The sequence below is a fragment of the Kutzneria viridogrisea DSM 43870 genome (assembly GCF_000525635.1).
Lineage (GTDB): Bacteria > Actinomycetota > Actinomycetes > Mycobacteriales > Pseudonocardiaceae > Kutzneria > Kutzneria viridogrisea.
In genome coordinates this window covers 873,211-890,532 of record NZ_CP007155.1, presented here as the reverse complement: position 1 = coordinate 890,532, position 17,322 = coordinate 873,211, and the positions used below count along the sequence as shown (strand labels likewise).

Genomic DNA, 17,322 nt, shown 5'->3' with positions numbered 1-17,322 from the left:
GGCCAGGTAGCCCTGGCAGTCCGGTCACACGCGCACCTTCTCTCGTACTCCGGCGAACAGATCGTCTTCAGGCAGCGTGGTGTCCACCAGGGAGCGCACCAGCTCGTACTCCTCGGTCGGCCACACCTCGCGCTGCAGCTCCAAGGGTACGGCGAACCAGCGGCTCTCGGGATCGATCTGCGTGGCGTGCGCCCGCAGGGCCTCCTTGGCCACGTCGAAGTAGTCCGCGCACTCGACCTGGGTGGTGACCCGCTCCATCACGTCGGGGCGGTCGTCCTTCCAGTTCTTCAGCCACTCCTCGTAGGGCGACTCCAGGCCCCTGGCCAGCATCGCCTCGTGGAAGGCGATCAGCTTGGCCCGGGAGAAGCCGTGCGAGTAGTACAGCTTCAGCGGCTGCCAGGGCTCGCCCTGCCCGGGGAAGCGGTCCGGGTCACCGGCCGCGTCGAAGGCGGCCACGGACACCTCGTGGCAGCGGATGTGGTCCGGGTGCGGGTAACCGCCGTTCTCGTCGTAGGTGGTGATGACGTGCGGGCGGAACTCGCGGATCACCCGCACCAGCGCCTCGGCGGACTCCTCCAGCGGCACCAGCGCGAAGCAGCCCTCGGGCAGCGGGGGCAGCGGGTCGCCCTCGGGCAGGCCCGAGTCCACGAAGCCCAGCCAGCGGTGGCTCACGCCCAGGATGGCCGCGGCGTTGGCCATCTCCTGCTTGCGCAGCTCACTGAGGTTCGCCAGCACCTCCGGCCTGTCCAGCGCGGGGTTGAGCACGTCCCCGCGCTCGCCCCCGGTGCAGCTGACCACCATCACCTCGTGGCCCTCGGCCACGTAGCGGGCCATCGTCGCGGCACCCTTGCTCGACTCGTCGTCGGGGTGCGCGTGCACTGCCATCAGGCGCAGCTTCTCGGCCATGGTCGCGAAAGTCCCCTCGTCCCGTGCTCTTCCTACCCCCGGACCGGCACACCCACCGGGCCCGGAGATAATCAACCTGTCGTCGCACCCCATTGTTCCCGAGGGGTCCGACAAGTCCGGGAGGAGGCGGTGGTGGTCACTCAGCGCCAACTGCCCGCCGACCGCTACGGCTCGCGGGCCAAGCCACCCGCACCCCGTTGGCTGCGCTGGGCGGGCCTCGCACTGTTCGTCGTGCTCGGCCTCGTGGTGGCCGTGATCGGCTACCAGAACCTGGGCACCCAGCCGATCGAGACCGAGGGCGTCGACCGCCAGGTCATCGACGACGGGTCGGTGCGGATCAGCTTCTCGGTGCGCCGCGACGACCCGGCCAAGCCCGCCGACTGCATCGTGCGCGCCCGCTCCGCGGACGGGGACGAGAGCGGTCGCCGCGAGGTCTACATCGCGCCCGGCGGCACCTCGGTGACGGTCACGACGGTGCTGCACACCTCGAAACGCGCAGTCAGCGGTGAGGTGTTCGGGTGCAGTTATCAGGTGCCCGCGTATCTGGTGGCCCCCTAGCGGCCAAGCGGGTGAACCAGCCCGCTACGAGCTGTCGACCAGCCAAAAGGCCCGCACTCAGCGTTGCCGTCGTGTTATCATCGTCCGACAGCACGGCCCCTTTCGTCGGGCCGTGTTTTTCCGTTCCGGGCCTCACGGCTCGGAATCCGCCGGGGCGCGCTTGCGTTCCGGAGTCGGCGTGCGAGCACGTCGACTTGGAGAGTACGACGAGGAGTTGGTGACCGTGACGGAGACCCAGGTGACCTGGCTGACCCAGGAATCCTACGACCGGCTCAAGCAGGAGCTTGACGAGCTGATCGCCAACCGCCCGGTCATGGCAGCGGAGATCAACGCCCGGCGCGAGGAGGGCGACCTCAAGGAGAACGGCGGCTACCACGCCGCCCGCGAGGAGCAGGGCAAGCAGGAGGCCCGCATCCGCCAGCTCCAGGAGCTGCTGCGCGCGGCCAAGGTGGGCGAGGCCCCCGCCAACGACGGCACCGCCGCGGCGGGCAAGGTGCTCACGGTGCGTTACGAGGGTGACACCGACACCGAGCAGTTCCTGCTGGCCACCCGCGAAGAGGGCGCCGAGGGCCCGCTGGACGTGTTCTCCCCCGCCTCGCCGATCGGCAAGGCCCTGCTGGGCGCGCGTGAGGGCGAGACCCGCGAGTACGAGCTGCCCAACGGCAAGGTCATGAAGGTGACCCTGATCAAGGCCGTGCCCTACAACGGCTGAGCGACAGACCCGCGAGGGCCCCGGTCGCCGCCGCGACCGGGGCCCTCAGTCGTTGGCGATGCGTTCCAGCAGCGGGCGCACCCTGGGCTCGATCGGGGTGGACAGCGCGATGGCGGTGGACGTGCGCCGGACCCCGGCCACGTCCACCACCTCGTCCACCACGCGCTGCAGGTCGGCGTTGGACTTGGCGACCATGCGCACGTGCAGGTCGCCCTGGCCGGTGGTGGCGTGCACCTCGCAGACCTCGTCGATGGCCGCCAGCCGCTGCGCCACCTCGGCCCGCCTGCCCTGTGCGATCTCCAGGATGGCGAAGGCCGTCAGCCCGTAGCCCATCGCGGCCAGGTCCACCGCGGGCGGGAAACCCCGCAGCACCCCGCTGGCGTCCAGCCGGTCCAGCCTGGCCTGCACCGTGCCGCGCGCCACGCCCAGGCGGCGCGAGCACTCCAGCACGCCCAGCCTCGGCTCGTCGGTGAGCAGCAGCAGGAGCTTCGCGTCCAGCGCGTCCAGTGGTTCCCGGTTCACCTGGTCAGTCTGCCCAATCCGCGGCGCGAGAACCAGATCACACTGAGCACCTTGTCCAGTGAAAATGACATCGGTTGCTCAGCCTGCGGGCAGGGCACATCCTTCGGCTACCGAATTGACCACCGCACGGGGCGCCAGGAGGACACTGTGACCGAGATGATGGACGACGTCAGCTTCGAGTCGCTCAAACAACTCGTCGGTCTGGTCGACTACGACGGCTCCAAGGACCCGTTCCCGGTCAAGGCCATGGACGCCGTCGTGTTCGTCGCGGGCAACGCCACCCAGACCGCGTGGTTCTACCAGGTCGCCTTCGGCATGCAGCTGGTCGCCTACTCCGGGCCGGAGACCGGCAACCGGGACCACAAGTCCTACGTGCTCAAGTCGGGGTCGGCGCGCTTCGTGATCAACGGGGGCGTCGCCCCGACCAGCCCGCTGCTGGACCACCACCGCTCGCACGGTGACGGCGTGGTCGACCTCGCGCTCGAGGTCGGCGACGTGGACCAGTGCATCCGGCACGCCAGGGCCAACGGGGCCACCGTGCTGGAGGAGCCCAACGACGTCAGCGACGAGCACGGCACCGTGCGCAGGGCCGCCATCGCGGCCTACGGCGAGACCCGCCACACGCTGATCGACCGCTCCCGCTACACCGGCCCGTACCTGCCCGGCTACGTGGCCAAGCAGAGCTCCGTGAAGCGGCCCGAGGGCGCCCCCAAGCGGCTGTTCCAGGCCGTGGACCACTGCGTGGGCAACGTCGAGCTCGGCAAGATGGACTACTGGGTCGAGTTCTACAACAAGGTCATGGGCTTCGTGAACATGGCGGAGTTCGTCGGCGACGACATCGCCACCGACTACTCGGCGCTGATGAGCAAGGTGGTGTCCAACGGCAACCACCGCGTGAAGTTCCCGCTCAACGAGCCCGCCGTGGCCAAGCGCAAGTCGCAGATCGACGAGTACCTGGAGTTCTACGGCGGCCCCGGCTGCCAGCACATCGCCCTGGCCACCAACGACATCATCACCACGGTGACCGCCATGCGCGAGGCGGGCGTGGAGTTCCTGGACACGCCGGACTCCTACTACGACGACCCCGAGCTGCGGGCCCGCATCGGCAACGTGCGGCTGCCCATCGAGGAGCTCAAGAAGCACCGGATCCTGGTCGACCGGGACGAGGACGGCTACCTGCTGCAGATCTTCAGCGCGCCGATCGGCGACCGGCCGACCGTGTTCTACGAGCTGATCGAGCGGCACGGCTCGCTGGGCTTCGGCAAGGGCAACTTCAAGGCCCTGTTCGAGGCCATCGAGCGCGAGCAGGAGCGCCGAGGCAACCTCTGAGGCAGCGGGTGCGGCGCCGACACGTCTGGTCGGCCCGCACCCGTCAGGAGGTCAGGCAGAACACCACCCCGGTGTAGTTCGTGTCCTCGGGCGGCAGCTCGGCCCTGACGATGTGCCAGGAGTCGAACTGGCCCGGCGGGATGAACTTGCACAGGTTCGTGCCGTTCGAGGTGCGCACGTTGACGTAGACGTTGCCCTTGCCGTTGGACCAGACCGGGGCCACCGGGCGCCCGCCGTCACCCCAGCAGTTGCGCCAGTACAGCCACCAGCCGCCCGCCCCGTCCACGTCGGCGGAGGTCCCGCAGGGCACCTCGGCGGGCCCTTGTGTGCGGGCCTGGACCACGCCCGGCACCAGCGCCGTCGCGGTGACGAGCCCGGCCACCGCGAGGATCCTCAGTCTCATCTCGGTCAACCCCTCTGCTGCGCGGAGTCGGTGACCGCTGCGCGCACCGAGCCGGTGCCCGAGGTACGCCGGTACCGCACGGCGACCACGAGCCGGGTACCGGTCAGCGCGTACGGCCCGCGGGAGGTGCGCACCAGGCCCGGCGCGCAGGTCCAGGACGCCACCACGGCGCCCTGCCCGGTGCTCTCGTCGGTGATCAGGATCTGGCCCTCACCCGAGGTGCCCGCCTCGCAGCCGTCGAGGGTGTCCAGGGTGAGCAGCGGGCACAGCACGGTCAGCCGGGCGGCCCAGACCGTCTCGAACTCGGCGGCGGTGACCACCGGCAGATCCTGGGCGCGCACCGGGCTGAACCGCACCGGCGGCGGCACGGCGGCCGGTCGCTTGCGCAGCTCGGCGAGTTCGGCGCGCAGCTGGGTGATCTGGTCGAGCAGGTTGCTCGGCAGGTTGGTCAGTCCCATCAGACGGCGTCCTCGATCAGCGGGTTCACGGTGAGCGTGACGGTGTCGTCCCCGTGGTCGCCCACGGCCACGTCCAGGCCGACCACCCGCATCCGGGTGTCCAGCCCGCCGGTGTGGAACAGGTCCTCGACGATCACCCGCGCGTCGTCGCCCATGCCGATCTCGGCGACGCCCGGCGGCAGCCCGCCGTGCACCAGCAGGGTGGGCAGGGCCACCGGCAGCCGCGCGGCCCGCTGGTCGGCGGCGGCGTGCGCCTGGAGTTCGGCGGGATCTCTCACCCCGGTGTAACCGCGTTCACCCTCCAGCAAGGCCCAGCCGTCCCGGTACCGGTCCCGGTCCTCGGCCACCGCGATCAGCGTTGCCCGCTCGGTACCGTCCCCGTCGGCGAAGATCCGGGTGGCCATGCGTGTGCCGTCGGAGGGCCAGGTGTAGCTGATCAGGTTGCCGCCGAACTCCCACACGTGCGCGGTGCCCTGCTGGCCCAGCCGCGGCGTGCCCAGCCGCAGCACCCGGCTCGGCCTGCCGCCCGCGTCCAGCGGCCCGACGTCGAACATCATGTCCGGTCCGTCCTGGATCTGCGAGAGCTTGCGCAGCGCGTCCCCGACGCTGACGTTCTGGTAGGCGAAGTAGGCGCGGCTGCGCCGGATCCCGGACAGGCTGTCCGGGTCCGCGCGCACCCCGATGTCCCCGCCCTGGTGCCGGGCGGCCACCGCGAGCAGGCCGCGCGCGATGTCGTTCTGGTCCATCTCCTCGAAGCGCACCGGGTCCAGCCTGGCCACGCGGGTCGGGTCGTGATACGCCTGCTCGGGCAGCACCGGCAACACCTTGCGGTGGTCGTAGTAGGACCAGAAGTCCCCGCAGCCCAAGGAGATCCGGCCGGTGGCGGAGTCGTACCTGCGGGTCCAGACCAGCCCGCCCCACACCGGCTCGTCCTCGCGCAGCACGTAGACCACCCGCCGCGCGGGCGTGCTCAGGTCGTACGGGTCGGCGGCCTGCACCCTCGGGTCGCCCAGCGAGAGCGTGGCCGAAAGCTGCCCTGTGCCACAGAGTTTCTTGCCGAACCGCACCGAGGTGAGCGGGAGCTCGGCCAGGGTCTGGTTGGTGACCAGGTCGGAGAACAGGTACGTGTAGGCCACCTCAGGACCTCAACCAGGTCAGGGTGATGTTGTTGAGGCTGGTCCACGCCTGGGTGTTGCGGTTCTGCGCCGCCGAGGTCCACAGGATGACGCTGACCGTGTCACCGGCGGTGAAGCGGTACTCGGTGGCGCAACTGATCGAGCCGGGCACGACCGCCCTGCGGTCATCGTGCTGGTTGGCGTAGCGCATCCCGAGGTTGGCACCGTCGGTGATGGCCACGTAGACCTCGTAGAAGCCGTCCCCGCCGGGGGCGTTGATGCGCAGGCTCACCGAGATGCTCCACAGCCCGGCCCGGTTCAGGGTGAACACGCTGTTGTCGCTGGACGGGCTCACGTCCGGGCTGGTGTAGGTCGCGGTGGGGAACTTGATCCTGGTGTCCAGGTTCTGCGGGAAGTTCTGCTCCTGGCCCGCGCGGACCTCGTAGCGGGCCTCGTGCCGCATGCCGCCCACGCCCCCGGCGACACCCACCCACTTCGCGCCGTCCCATTGGTAGAGCAGGCCGTCCTGGATGCTGGCCACCAGTTGGCCCTGGTACGGACTGCTGATCGTGGACAGCTCGTTCGGGGAGGCGCAGACCGGCACACCGGGCACCCGCCACGCCGTGCCGTCGCTGACCTCCAGCCAGCCGCGGTCGGCCCGGTACGTGGTCAGTCCGGGGTAGGCGGTCAGCTGGGCGCGCTCGGCGACCCCGCGCAGCGGCACCACCCCGCCCAGTCCCACCACCGAGCCCTGCCTGCGGTCCTCGATCATGTCCGCGGTGATCTCCTTGGCACTGGCCGGGATCCGCACGCGGGCCAGTTCCAGGTAGTCGCCGGGACCGGGCACCGTCGGCGGGTTCGGGGTACCCGAGGCGGTGCCGACCACCTGGGTCACCAGGAAGCCGTTGACGGTGTCCCCGTAGAACTTGTCGGTCTGCTGGGCGATGATCAGGTCGATGCGCGGGTTCTTCGAGTCCGCCGGGTGGTCGGTGATCAGGTCCAGGGTCTTGGCCCGGTCCAGGGTCTGCACGTAGTTGCCGAGCCCCCGCTTGGACTGCATGAACATCTGGAAGGGCTGCACGGTCACCGTGGCGTCCGGCTTGGCGGCGGCCGAGACCCGGCCGGGGTCGCCCGGCGCCGCGCGCAGGCCCTGCCGCGCGCTCACCGGGTCCGCGCCAGGCTGCGCCAGCGCGGACAGCGCCAGCCGCGCGTCCTCGGTGGTGATCACCCCGTTCGGTGCGTCCGACACAGCCCACGAGTTGCGCTCAGCCATGATCTCTCCCCCTGTGCTTCTCAGATGGTGGCGTGCCGCCAGCGGGCGGTGAGCCGGGCCGCCGGGTCGAAGCCGCCCGCCTCGAACCCGATGTGCACCGAGCCGTGCGCCGGGATCGGGAACCACTGGCGGGTCAGCAGCCTGTCGTTGCGGTTGGCCCCGTTGAGCAGCACGGTCCTGGTGTCGGTGTCGAGCACCAGCCGCTGCCCGGCCGCCACGGGGAAGGCGGGGTCGAACACCAGCCGCTGCCCGGTGTCCCGGTTGGTGATCACCGGGCCGAGCACCGGGCCGGTGACCACCAGCACCGGCCAGGTCGCCACGTCCCCGGCGTTGCGCGCGAGCAGCACCCCGCCCTGCCGTCCGGTGCCCATCACCAGCGGGAACACCAGCGGGAAGGGCAGGCCGTCGGTCTGCGGGGCCGCCAGGCCGGTCGCCGAGGTGGACTCCACAGTGGAGTACAGCCGGGGATCGGTTGCCTGCCACTGGATCGAGCCGGTGGTGTAGCCCAGCGAGTAGTACTTCGCCACGTTGATCGAGCGCCGCACGCAGCGCGCGTTCACCTGCCAGGACTGGCCGTCCAGCCGAATCACCAGCGGCTCCTCCAGCGGGCGCTCGGCCGGTGCGGTGATCGCCCGCAGGGTGGCCACGGCGGCACCGAAGGACTCCACCGGCACGCCTTTGATCAGGTAGGTCAGCGTGACGACCCGTTTGCCCATCAGCTGGGAGCCCTGCAACAGCCCGTGCGTGGGTCTTGGCGTGTCCTGGCCCCGCACCTCGGCCAGGTCCAGCCAGCCCTCCAGCTTGGTCATCCGGTACGGGCTGGCCGTGCCGAGCAGCACCCCGCGCCACTCCAGCTGCCCGTCGGTGGTGATCAGCTCGCCGGGGGTCATCAGCCGCCTCCTTTCGCCATCCAGTCCAGTTCCGCGGCGATCTCCACCGGGCTCTGGCTCGGGGTGGCGTAGAAGTTCTCGATGTACATGCCGCCCGCCCCCGCGGCGGTGAGCAGGCCGCCGTAGGCAGGCGCCGGAGTGCCGAAGTCGAGCGGGCGCGGCGAGGACAGCGCACCGAGGTTGTCCACTCCGGACACCCCGAGGCTGAAGCTCCTGGCGCCGAACAGGCCGCCGACCCACTTGAAGAAGTCACCGATCAGGTTGCCCGCCGCGCGTACCGCGTCCACCAGGGACCTGATCGAGTCGGCCAGGTGCTGGATAGCGGCGGCCATCCGGTCGAGCACGAACGAGCCGGTGAGGATGGCCTCGGAGCACAGCGTGAGGATGAAGCCGGTCAGTCCGGCCGCGGCGCCGATCAGCAGCATCTTCCACCACGCACCCGCGGCCTCGTCGCCGATGGACCGCAAGGCGCCGGCGATCTCGTTGAGCGCGCCCGCGATCTGCGCGGACCGGCCTCGCACCATGGATTCCAGGCCGTTGAGCACAGCGTTCACCGAGTCGGCCATGGACTGGAAGATCCCGGTGACGATGCCGGGCAGTGGCCGCAGGCCCTCGAACGCGCCCAGCATGGCGGAGGTCCAGTTGATCACGAAGTTCAGCAGCGCGTTGAGGTTCGCGGTGAGGTTGCCGTAGAGCTGGTTGAAGGCCGCGCTGGTCCAGTCCAGAACCGCCTGCCACGCCTGCACGACGGTGCTCACCACGAGCGAACTGACCTGCTGCACGGCCTGCAGGACGAGCGTCCACGCGGCCAGGGTGACCAGTGCCAGCGCACCGAACGCGAGGGTCGTCGCGTCCAGCACCAGCTGCCAGGCGGCCAGCACGTCCTGCAAGATCGCCGAGGTGGCCAGCTGCACGGTCAGCAGGATGGTGGCCCAGATCGTCTGCACGTAGGTCCACAGCGCGGTGAAGAACACGGTCGTGCCGTCGAGCACCTGCTGCCAGGCCAGCGCCACGCCGAGCACCACGGCGGCCAGCGAGGTCTGGATGGCGAGCCCGATGGCCGTCCACATGACCACGGTGTTGTCCAGCACCAGCTGCCAGGCCAGCGCGGCGGCCTGCATCACCAGGTCCAGCCCGGCCTGCACGGCCTGGGTGATCAGCAGCCAGGTGCCGGTGACGAAGGTCCAGATCGCGGTGAAGTCGGTGGCCGTCTCCAGCACCAGTGCCTGCCAGGCAGCGGTGATCGCCGCCGCCAGTCCCAGCACGGCGGCCTGCACCAGCGGTACCGGGGAGATCGCCAGGGCCCAAGCGGTGATCATCGTCGTGGCGGTGCCCAGCGCACGACCCGCCAGCCAGTCCAGGCCGAAGACCACGGTGGTGATCGCGGTCGAGGCCGTGCCCGCCGCGGCGACCGAGGCCGAGGCCAGCCGGGCGAAGGACCTGGCCCCGTCGTGCGAGAGCGCCAGCAGCGCGGGCAACAGCACCGCCCGCAGCAGCTTGGCCAGGAACTGCAGCGGGGCGCTGGCCTGCTTGACCGACTGCCGGAGCCCGATCATCGCCCTGCCCAGCCGCGTGGAGATCGCCCGCGCCACGGTGAGCACCGCCCCGCGCACCGCCGACATCAGCAGCTTGCGCAGCTGGGCCAGGGCGGGCGCGGCGCGGGTGGCCACCGTCTTGACGAAGGTCGCCTCCAGTTCACGCCGCAGCACGGCCAGGCTCTGCCCGAAGGCACCGCTGTCCAGCCGAAGGCCGACCGTCAGCTCACCGACGGTGAGTGCCACGCCTGTCCCCCTCCTCCTACAGGTTGGCGATGACCGAGCGGGCCGTCTCGCTGCTCAGCTCCACCGGCTCGTTCGCGGTGACCTGCCGCCACACGCTGTCCGCCGAGAGCCCGGTCAGCAGTGCGGCGAACTCCCACCAGGACAGGCCCGCGTCCAGGTCGGCCATCAGGTCTCTGCCGTACTCGCGCCGCCAGTCCGCGTAGACCAGGCGCCAGTGCCGCAGGATCATGCGGACGGCGTGCTCCCGTTCGCCCCCGTCGTCGCGGGGGCCGACCCGTTTCCCGACTGGCGCTCCTGGTAGACCCGCTGGCAGGTGCCCAGCAGGTCGGGCAGGTCGTCGATCTCCAGGCCCCGGTCCAGCAGGTCGCGCAGGTTCGACTCACCCAGCAGGGCGGCCAGCATGTCGAACGCCTCCTCGGCGTTGACCTCCTCGCTGGCCGCGCGGCCCGCGCGCCGCGCCGAGACCGCGAACAGGATCAGCTTGGCGGGCAACGAGTTCGGCAGGGTGTAGACCTTGCCCAGCAACCGGATCCTCGGCGCCACCCGCGCGGCCTTGCGCTCGCGCCACGCCTCGTCGAAGTCGTAGTCGACGACCTCGTCCTGCTCGGCGGCGGTCACTGGGTGGCCGCCACGGGCTCGGTGGTGGGCTGGCCCGAGCGAGCGATGGTGGCCTTCCACGCCGCCTTGTCGTTGTTGCCGCCGCCCTGCTCGCCCATGCTGAAGGTGGCCGTCCAGACCCGCCACGCCTTGTCCAGGGTGTGCCGGAAGCGCACCTTGCCCAGGCTGGCCGGGCCCACCTGGGTGGCCAGGAACTCCACCCTGGCCTGGCCGGGGTCCTGCGCTGTGGTGCTCGGGTCCTGCAACAGGTAGCCCTCCAGGCCCAGGGTGGCCCCGCGCTGCACGACCTCCTGCTCGTAGTAACCCCCGGAATCGAATGTCGTGGTGTCCACGACCTCCTCGTTGTCCCCGGCGTTGGGCACCGCGGAATTGAGGCCGCCAATCTGGCTCCACGTCTTTCCGTCGGCCTCGGCGACCTGGATCACGAGATCACGAGCATTGATCTTGACGGTTGGCATGATTGATTGTTCCCCCACTCCAGAAGCACACCCAAGTGGACAGACATCGTCACCGCCGATTACCGACCGGGCGGTGCAACTCCATACGGAAGGACACATCCCACTGATCGCGATCGGCTGAATCACGTCCGGCGTAAACCGGTCCGCCGCCGGTGGCCAGGCCCAGTACCAGCCAGGTGCCGCCGGGCAGCGCGCGGCTGCCCAGCCCGTGCAACGCGTCGTACACCGCCTGCGCCGTGCCCTCGGCCCCCACCGCGTCCTTGACCGCGCCACGCACCCTGACCTGCACAGTTGGCGTGTCGTATGGCAGGGTCGAGTCGGCGTCGAGCCCGGCGGCCCTGGTCAGCACGAGCACCGCGTCGGGCGTGGCGGGCGGCACCGCCAGGACGATCGTGCCGCCTCCTGCGGGCTGGTAGGAACCCAGCCCGAACTCCTGCAACAGTCTCGCGAATTCCTCGAGCAGCGTCATCGCAGCCTCCAGCGCGAACGGCAGAAATGCCGCCCGCTCCCCCGAGCCGTTACCGCAGAAATCAGACGTTCTTCCCCAATAATAGGACGAACCGAGTCGCGGGTGTCAACCTCGTTCTACGGATTACACCTTCCGGCCGTACGTCAGGAGGCCAGCACCGTGTATCCGGCGTTGCGCAGTACGGATACCAGTTCCGCACAGTGCCCGATCCCCCGCGTCTCCAGGTTCAGCCCCACCTCGGCCTCGCCCAACTCGAGCGCGCCGGAGATACGCGTGTGCTCCACGTCCAGCACGTTGACCCCGCGCTCGCCCAGCAGCGAGAGCAGCCCGGCCAGGCTGCCGGGCCGGTCGGGGATGCGCAGCCGCAGCGCCAGGTAGCGGCCAGCGGCGGTCATGCCGTGACGGATGATCTTCAGCAGCAGGATCGGGTCCACGTTGCCCCCGGACAGCACCGCCACCACCGGCGAGGGGAACCGGCCCGGGTGCTGGAGCAGCGCGGCCACCGCGGCGGCACCGGCCGGTTCCACGACCTGCTTGGCCCGCTCCATGCACAGCAGCACCGCCCGCGACAGCGAGCCCTCGGTGACCGTGACCACCTCGTCCACCAACTCGGCCACGTGCCGGAACGTGCCCGCACCGGGCTGGCCCACCGCGATGCCGTCGGCCATGGTGTGCACCTGCGGCAGCCGCACGGGCTCGCCCGCGGCCAGCGAGGGCGGCAGCGCGGCGGCCTGCTCGGCCTGCACCCCGACCACCCGCACCTCGGGTCGCAGCCCGCGCACGGCGGCGGCGACCCCGCCGACCAGCCCGCCGCCGCCAGCGGCGACCAGCACGGTGCCCGCGGTCGGCACCTGGTCGAGCACCTCCAGGCCCAGGGTGCCCTGACCGGCGATCACGTCAGGGTGGTCGAACGGGTGGATGAAGACCGCACCGGTGCGCTCGGCGAACTCCACGGCCGCGGCCAGGGTGTCGTCGAACACCTCACCGGTCAGGTGCACGTCCGCCCCGTAACCGCGGGTGGCGTCCAGCTTGGGCAGCGGCACCCGCTCCGGCATGAACACGGTGGCCTCGGTGTCCAGCAGCGAGGCGGCCAGCGCCACACCCTGGGCATGGTTGCCCGCGCTGGCGGCGACCACCCCGCGTGCGCGCTCCTGCGCAGTGAGCCCGTGGATCCGCGTGTAGGCGCCCCTGAGCTTGAACGAACCGGTGCGCTGGAGGTTCTCGCACTTGAGGTAGACCTCGCCGCCGTGCCAGTCGGCGAGCACCCGCGAGGACTCCACCGGCGTCTGCCGCACCACGCCCCGCAGCACCTTCTGAGCGGCCAGGACGTGATCCACCGTGACCAGCTCCATGGGGTAGATACTGCCAGTGACGGACCGGTCGCCCGCACGCACCGCCCGGTGCGAGTAGGCTTGGGCACGTCTTCGCGGCAGACCGGGCAGTGAACCGCTCACGGTGCTCGGCACGTAGTAGACCGCGACACACATCTTGGAGGTGGCATGGCACGCTTGGCACGTCTTGCCGGGGTGCTGCCGCTGGTGGGAGCGGTGGCCACCGCCGCGGCGCTGACCGGCGCCGCCGTGTTCACCGTCTCCGAGACCGGCTGCGCCGACGCCGGCCGCTACGTCCAGCACGCCAACGGCGTGGTGGAACTGGTCGGCAGCTGCGTGGGCAAACAGGACTTCCCCGGCGCCCCCGCGCACGAGGCCGCGGGCTCCGGCGACCAGGGCAACTCCGCCCGCGCCCTGCGCCCCTAACCCTTCCCGCAGGCCCCCACCTCACGCCGGGCCCTGTCCCACACCCCGCGCCCCGCGTCTTCGCGCCGGTCCCGCGTCTTCGCGCCGGTCTCTGGACCGCAGGCCCAAGATGATCACATCTTTCCAGTGATCATCTTGGGACAAGGGAAGAGACCGGACCCAAGCGAAGACGCCGCGATCCGGAGGATCGCAGAGAGCGAAGCGGGCACAGCCGTCCCCAGCGAACGCCCAAGCCCGCTCGGGGAGAGCCCGCGTCTTTCCAGCGGGCGAACCCGAGCAACCCCGCAAACGCCGACACCAAGCGCCGACACACCACCCCGCAACGCCAAACACGCACACCGCGAAGCGCCGACACGCACGTCCGCAACGTCTGACACGCAGGCCAAGAAGCGCCGACCCGCGCCCCCCAGCGCGGGACTCACGCCCCCCAGACCGGGACTCACGTGCGCCAGACCGGGACTCACGCGCAAGAGAGTGGGACTCACACACAGGAGCCCGGGACTCACACCCCCTGAGCGGGACTCGCCGGGGCGGCCCGCTCAGGGGGTTGGATCAGAACGCGCCGAGCAGGTCCTCGATCAGGTCCTCCACGTCCTCGATGCCCACCGACAGGCGCACCAGGTCGTCGGGCACCTGGAGTGCGGAGCCCGCGGTGCTGGCGTGGGTCATCTTGCCGGGGTGCTCGATCAGCGACTCGATGCCGCCCAGCGACTCGGCGAGGGTGAACAGCTTCGTGCGCGAGCACAGGTCCAGCGCGGCCTGCTCGCCACCGGCCACGGTGAACGAGACCATGCCGCCGAAGCGGCGCATCTGCTTGGCGGCGACCTCGTGGCCGGGGTGCTCGGGCAGACCCGGGTAGTACACCTTGGTGACCTTCGGGTGCTTGACCAGCGCCTGGACCACGCGCTCGGCGTTGTCGCTGTGCCGGTCCATGCGCACGCCGAGGGTCTTCAGCCCGCGCAGGGTCAGCCAGGAGTCGAACGGGCCGGGCACCGAGCCCGCGGCGTTGCGCAGGAAGGCGAACTTCTCGGCGAGTTCGTCGTCGGAGGTGATCGCCGCGCCGCCGACCACGTCGGAGTGGCCGCCCAGGTACTTGGTGGTGGAGTGCAGCACCACGTCGGCGCCCAGGCCCAGCGGGGACTGCAGGTACGGGGTGGCGAAGGTGTTGTCCACGACCAGCCGGGCCTGTGCCTGGCGGGCCACGTCGGCCAGCGCGGAGATGTCGGCGATGCCCAGCAGCGGGTTGGTGGGCGTCTCCACCCAGATCGCCTTGGTGTTGGGCCGGATCGCGGCGCGCACGGCGTCCACGTCGGACAGGTGCACCGGGGTGTGCTCCACGCCCCACTGGCTGAAGACCTTGTCCACCAGGCGGAAGGTGCCGCCGTAGGCGTCGTCCGGGATCACCAGGTGGTCCCCGGGCCGCACCAGCGCGCGCAGGGTGATGTCCGAGGCGGCCATGCCCGAGGAGAAGGCCAGCGCGTGGCGGCCGCCCTCCAGCGAGGCCAGGCACTCCTCCAGCGCGGTCCGCGTGGGGTTGGCGGTGCGCGAGTACTCGTAGCCACCTGCCCGCAGTCCGCCGACGCCGTCCTGGGCGAAGGTGGAGGTCTGGTAGATGGGCACGATGACCGAGCCGGTGCGCGGGTCCGGCTCCTGGCCGGCGTGGATCGCCCGGGTCTCGAAGCCGAATCGGTCGGTGTGGTCCGTCATGGCAAGAGCTTACGGCGCGAACGGCGCTGGGCCGAAAGGTCGGTGACGGCTACCACTGGCTGGACAACTCGCCCTGCTCAGCCCGGTCGTGGCGCAGGTAGTCGCTGGTGGCGGGTACCACGCCGAGGATCGCGGCGGCAGAGGCCACCAGCATGGCCGCCCAGCCCACCAGCGCGGGATAGGCGCCGTAGTAGTCGATCTGCTGCCAGATGAACGGGCCGCCGTCGAAGAAGCCCGCGAGCAACCTGGTCACCACGAGCAGGACCCCGCCGGACACGAGCAGGGCGCGGCCCGCGCGCCGGCGCATCAGCAGCAGTGCGGGCCCGGCCACCAGGGCGACGCCCGCCACCAGCAGGGCGACCTGCATGGTGAACGCCCTGGGCCGGTCCAGCTGGTAGTCCAGGTAACCGGGGTACTCCAGGTACGGCCAGAACAGGTACAGCTGGTAGAGGCCCGCCGCCAGGGCGAGCAGCCCGGTGATGACGGTGGTGACGGCAGAGGGCCGACGCGGGCTCATGATCCCAAGATACGAGCGAGGTCCGGGGGTGCGGGGACCACCAGCGTGTTGACCAGGCGATCCGCCCAGGTGCGACCGCGCGGGTCCCAGGCGGCGGCGAGGAAGCCCGCGCCCAGCGGCAGCAGGTCCACCAGGTGCAGTGCCTGCCGCACGGCGCAGGCGAACGGCCCGATCGGGGCGCCCGTGCCCTGGCCGACCAGTTGCACGCCGACCACCGACTTGCCCACGGTCTGCCCGGTGACGCCCTGCCGGTGCACGAAGTTCCACACCGCGAAGGCCACGAGCCAGCCCAGGGTCACCAGGGCGCAGACCGCGCCGACCCCGCTGGGCAGGGCAACGGCGAACAGCCAGGCCAGCCCGCCGATGATGGCGCAGCACAGGGCGTCGACCAGGGTGCCGCCCAGGCGTCGGCCCCAGCTGGCGACCGGGCGTGGGGTGGGCGGCCCGTACCAGAGCTGGGTGCCCCAGGAGGGCTGCGCGAAGCTCACCGGACAACGATAAGGCCGCCGCCCCCACGGAGGAGGGCGGCGGCCTCAACGCTGCGGATCAGTAGCCGTACGGGCCCTGCTGGCCGCCCTGCGGGGGCTGGCCGTAGGGGTTGGCGGGCGGCGGCTGCTGCTGCGGGAAGCCACCGGTGCTCGGCTGCTGGCCATACGGGTTGGCCTGCGGCTGACCGTACGGGTTGGCCTGCGGCTGGCCGTAGGTCTGCGGCTGGGCGCCGAAGGGCTGCTGCTGGCCGTACGGGTTGGCGGGCTGGCCGTAGCTGGGCTGGCCGAAACCGCCACCGGCGGGGGCGCCACCCTCCTTGGCGAGCATCGCCTGCGTGGTGGACGGGATCCACCACAGGGCGATGATGCCGCCGGAGATCAGGATACCCAGTACGCTGAACCCGGAGCCGTTGACCAGGGAGTACAGCGAGCTCAGGATGCCGAGGCCGAGCAGCGCCGTGACGGCGATGCGGCCCCAGCTCTTGCCCTGGCCGCCGAACCACGCGCACACACCGGCACCGATCGAGACGATCAGGCTCACCGCCACGATCACGACGGCCACCACGCCCAGGCCGCCGACCCCGTAGCGGGAGGCGGCGCCCAGCAGCGAGAGCGTGCCGATCAGACCGAAGATGCCGAGGATCGCGCTCAGGGCGCAGTACCCGATCGTGACCCACATCGCCACGGCCAGCGTGTTGCTGCCGCCCCCGCCCACCGAGTACGGGGCCTGGCCGATGGCGCCGGGCTGCTGGGTGGCCCAGGAGGGCTGCTGCGGCTGGCCGTACGGGCTGCCGGGCTGCTGGCCGCCGAACGGGCTGGCCCCGGGCTGCTGGCCGAACGCCTGGGGCTGCTGCGGGGCACCCCACGGCTGGGCCCCCGGCACGGCCCCGGGCTGACCGGGGAAGCCACCCGAGGGGGGCTGCTGGCCGAACGCCTGGGGCTGCTGTGCCGAGGGGTCCGCGGGCGGCTGCCCGAAGGCGGGCTGCACCGGCTGTGGGCTGCTGGCCGGGGTCGAGTAGCCGGGCGGGCTGTAGGTGGGCCCGGGCGGCGGCATGGTGCCGGGCGGCACCATCTGGGTGGAGTCGGCCGGGGGCGGGGTCGTCGCGGGCATCGGCGGCGGGGTGATCGCACCCGGCTGCACCACCTGCGTCTTGTTCGCGTCCGGGGACTCGGCGGCCGGGGGCTGGGCCCCGGAGTTCACCACCTGCGTGGCGTCCGGGTTCACCCCTGCGGACTCACCGTTCTGAGGCGGCTGTGAGTCGCTCATCGCCGCACCTCGCTGGCGCTCGGCGCAGCGCTTCGCGCCGGCCCTGTGCCCATTGGTTCGCTCGCAAGCTCGCTCACTGGGTTTCCAACCCCCT

At 71.2% G+C, this 17,322-nt stretch carries 21 protein-coding genes; 4 read left to right on the top strand and 17 right to left on the bottom strand.

Features of this window, described 5'->3' with window-relative positions; all coding sequences use genetic code 11:
* Nucleotides 1-24: 24 nt before the first annotated feature.
* A complete protein-coding gene (mca, locus tag KALB_RS04295) occupies nt 25-906 on the bottom strand; it encodes a mycothiol conjugate amidase Mca (protein WP_025354492.1) in 882 nt (293 codons plus the stop codon).
* A 132-nt stretch (nt 907-1,038) separates the two neighbouring features.
* Between mca and KALB_RS04290 the strand changes: the two genes are divergently transcribed.
* Together KALB_RS04290 and greA are read left to right on the top strand one after the other, a co-directional pair.
* Nucleotides 1,039-1,464: a DUF4307 domain-containing protein gene (locus KALB_RS04290; RefSeq protein WP_035967022.1), complete on the top strand. Its 426-nt coding sequence runs from the start codon at nt 1,039-1,041 to the stop codon at nt 1,462-1,464.
* Between the two features lie 214 nt (nt 1,465-1,678).
* Complete coding sequence (greA, locus tag KALB_RS04285) at nt 1,679-2,176, top strand: transcription elongation factor GreA (protein ID WP_025354491.1); 498 nt, start codon at nt 1,679-1,681, stop codon at nt 2,174-2,176.
* 45 nt (nt 2,177-2,221) lie between these two features.
* Here the strand turns inward: greA and KALB_RS04280 are convergent, their stop codons facing one another.
* A complete protein-coding gene (locus KALB_RS04280) occupies nt 2,222-2,698 on the bottom strand; it encodes an Lrp/AsnC family transcriptional regulator (protein ID WP_030107875.1) in 477 nt (158 codons plus the stop codon).
* A 156-nt stretch (nt 2,699-2,854) separates the two neighbouring features.
* On the opposite strand from KALB_RS04280, the gene hppD reads away from it, so the two are divergent.
* Nucleotides 2,855-4,027 carry a 4-hydroxyphenylpyruvate dioxygenase gene (gene hppD / locus KALB_RS04275; RefSeq protein ID WP_030107874.1) on the top strand — a complete coding sequence of 391 codons (1,173 nt, stop codon included), beginning with the start codon at nt 2,855-2,857 and terminating at the stop codon, nt 4,025-4,027.
* A gap of 43 nt (nt 4,028-4,070) precedes the next feature.
* Here hppD and KALB_RS04270 read toward each other — a convergent pair whose 3' ends face one another.
* The 11 genes from KALB_RS04270 to ilvA form a co-directional block, all read right to left on the bottom strand.
* Nucleotides 4,071-4,430: a hypothetical protein gene (locus KALB_RS04270; protein ID WP_148309343.1), complete on the bottom strand. Its 360-nt coding sequence runs from the start codon at nt 4,428-4,430 to the stop codon at nt 4,071-4,073.
* Nucleotides 4,431-4,435: 5 nt separating this feature from the next.
* Entirely contained in the window at nt 4,436-4,888 is a 453-nt protein-coding gene (locus KALB_RS04265; protein WP_025354487.1) for a hypothetical protein, read from the bottom strand.
* Entirely contained in the window at nt 4,888-6,024 is a 1,137-nt protein-coding gene (locus KALB_RS04260; RefSeq protein ID WP_025354486.1) for a hypothetical protein, read from the bottom strand. The genes KALB_RS04265 and KALB_RS04260 overlap by 1 nt, the downstream gene beginning before the upstream one ends.
* 1 nt (nt 6,025) lies before the next feature.
* Entirely contained in the window at nt 6,026-7,276 is a 1,251-nt protein-coding gene (locus tag KALB_RS43625; RefSeq protein ID WP_025354485.1) for a hypothetical protein, read from the bottom strand.
* Nucleotides 7,277-7,296: 20 nt separating this feature from the next.
* Nucleotides 7,297-8,166: a phage distal tail protein gene (locus KALB_RS04250; RefSeq protein WP_025354484.1), complete on the bottom strand. Its 870-nt coding sequence runs from the start codon at nt 8,164-8,166 to the stop codon at nt 7,297-7,299.
* Nucleotides 8,166-9,947 carry a phage tail tape measure protein gene (locus KALB_RS04245; protein ID WP_025354483.1) on the bottom strand — a complete coding sequence of 594 codons (1,782 nt, stop codon included), beginning with the start codon at nt 9,945-9,947 and terminating at the stop codon, nt 8,166-8,168. The genes KALB_RS04250 and KALB_RS04245 overlap by 1 nt, the downstream gene beginning before the upstream one ends.
* Nucleotides 9,948-9,963: 16 nt before the next feature.
* Complete coding sequence (locus tag KALB_RS04240; protein ID WP_025354482.1) at nt 9,964-10,176, bottom strand: Gp15 family bacteriophage protein; 213 nt, start codon at nt 10,174-10,176, stop codon at nt 9,964-9,966.
* On the bottom strand, nt 10,173-10,565 hold the full coding sequence (locus tag KALB_RS04235) for a hypothetical protein (protein ID WP_025354481.1): 393 nt from the start codon (nt 10,563-10,565) through the stop codon (nt 10,173-10,175). Before KALB_RS04235 ends, KALB_RS04240 begins: the two co-directional genes overlap by 4 nt.
* Nucleotides 10,562-11,023: a phage tail tube protein gene (locus tag KALB_RS04230; protein ID WP_025354480.1), complete on the bottom strand. Its 462-nt coding sequence runs from the start codon at nt 11,021-11,023 to the stop codon at nt 10,562-10,564. Before KALB_RS04230 ends, KALB_RS04235 begins: the two co-directional genes overlap by 4 nt.
* Before the next feature lie 49 nt (nt 11,024-11,072).
* Nucleotides 11,073-11,492: a minor capsid protein gene (locus tag KALB_RS04225; RefSeq protein WP_025354479.1), complete on the bottom strand. Its 420-nt coding sequence runs from the start codon at nt 11,490-11,492 to the stop codon at nt 11,073-11,075.
* A 143-nt stretch (nt 11,493-11,635) separates the two neighbouring features.
* A complete protein-coding gene (gene ilvA, locus KALB_RS04220; RefSeq protein WP_025354478.1) occupies nt 11,636-12,844 on the bottom strand; it encodes a threonine ammonia-lyase in 1,209 nt (402 codons plus the stop codon).
* Between the two features lie 147 nt (nt 12,845-12,991).
* Here ilvA and KALB_RS04215 point away from each other — a divergent pair, with 147 nt between their 5' ends.
* Nucleotides 12,992-13,249, top strand: a complete 258-nt coding sequence (locus KALB_RS04215; RefSeq protein WP_025354477.1) for a hypothetical protein — start codon at nt 12,992-12,994, stop codon at nt 13,247-13,249.
* A 552-nt stretch (nt 13,250-13,801) separates the two neighbouring features.
* Here KALB_RS04215 and KALB_RS04210 read toward each other — a convergent pair.
* From KALB_RS04210 to KALB_RS04195, 4 genes are read right to left on the bottom strand one after another with little or no spacing between them, the layout of a single operon-like run.
* Nucleotides 13,802-14,956, bottom strand: coding sequence for a cystathionine gamma-synthase (locus tag KALB_RS04210; protein WP_025354476.1), 1,155 nt, complete (start codon nt 14,954-14,956; stop codon nt 13,802-13,804).
* Between the two features lie 49 nt (nt 14,957-15,005).
* A complete protein-coding gene (locus KALB_RS04205) occupies nt 15,006-15,473 on the bottom strand; it encodes a hypothetical protein (protein ID WP_025354475.1) in 468 nt (155 codons plus the stop codon).
* On the bottom strand, nt 15,470-15,961 hold the full coding sequence (locus KALB_RS04200; RefSeq protein ID WP_025354474.1) for an RDD family protein: 492 nt from the start codon (nt 15,959-15,961) through the stop codon (nt 15,470-15,472). The genes KALB_RS04205 and KALB_RS04200 overlap by 4 nt, the downstream gene beginning before the upstream one ends.
* Before the next feature lie 58 nt (nt 15,962-16,019).
* Nucleotides 16,020-17,228, bottom strand: coding sequence for a hypothetical protein (locus KALB_RS04195; RefSeq protein ID WP_025354473.1), 1,209 nt, complete (start codon nt 17,226-17,228; stop codon nt 16,020-16,022).
* Nucleotides 17,229-17,322: the final 94 nt, after the last annotated feature.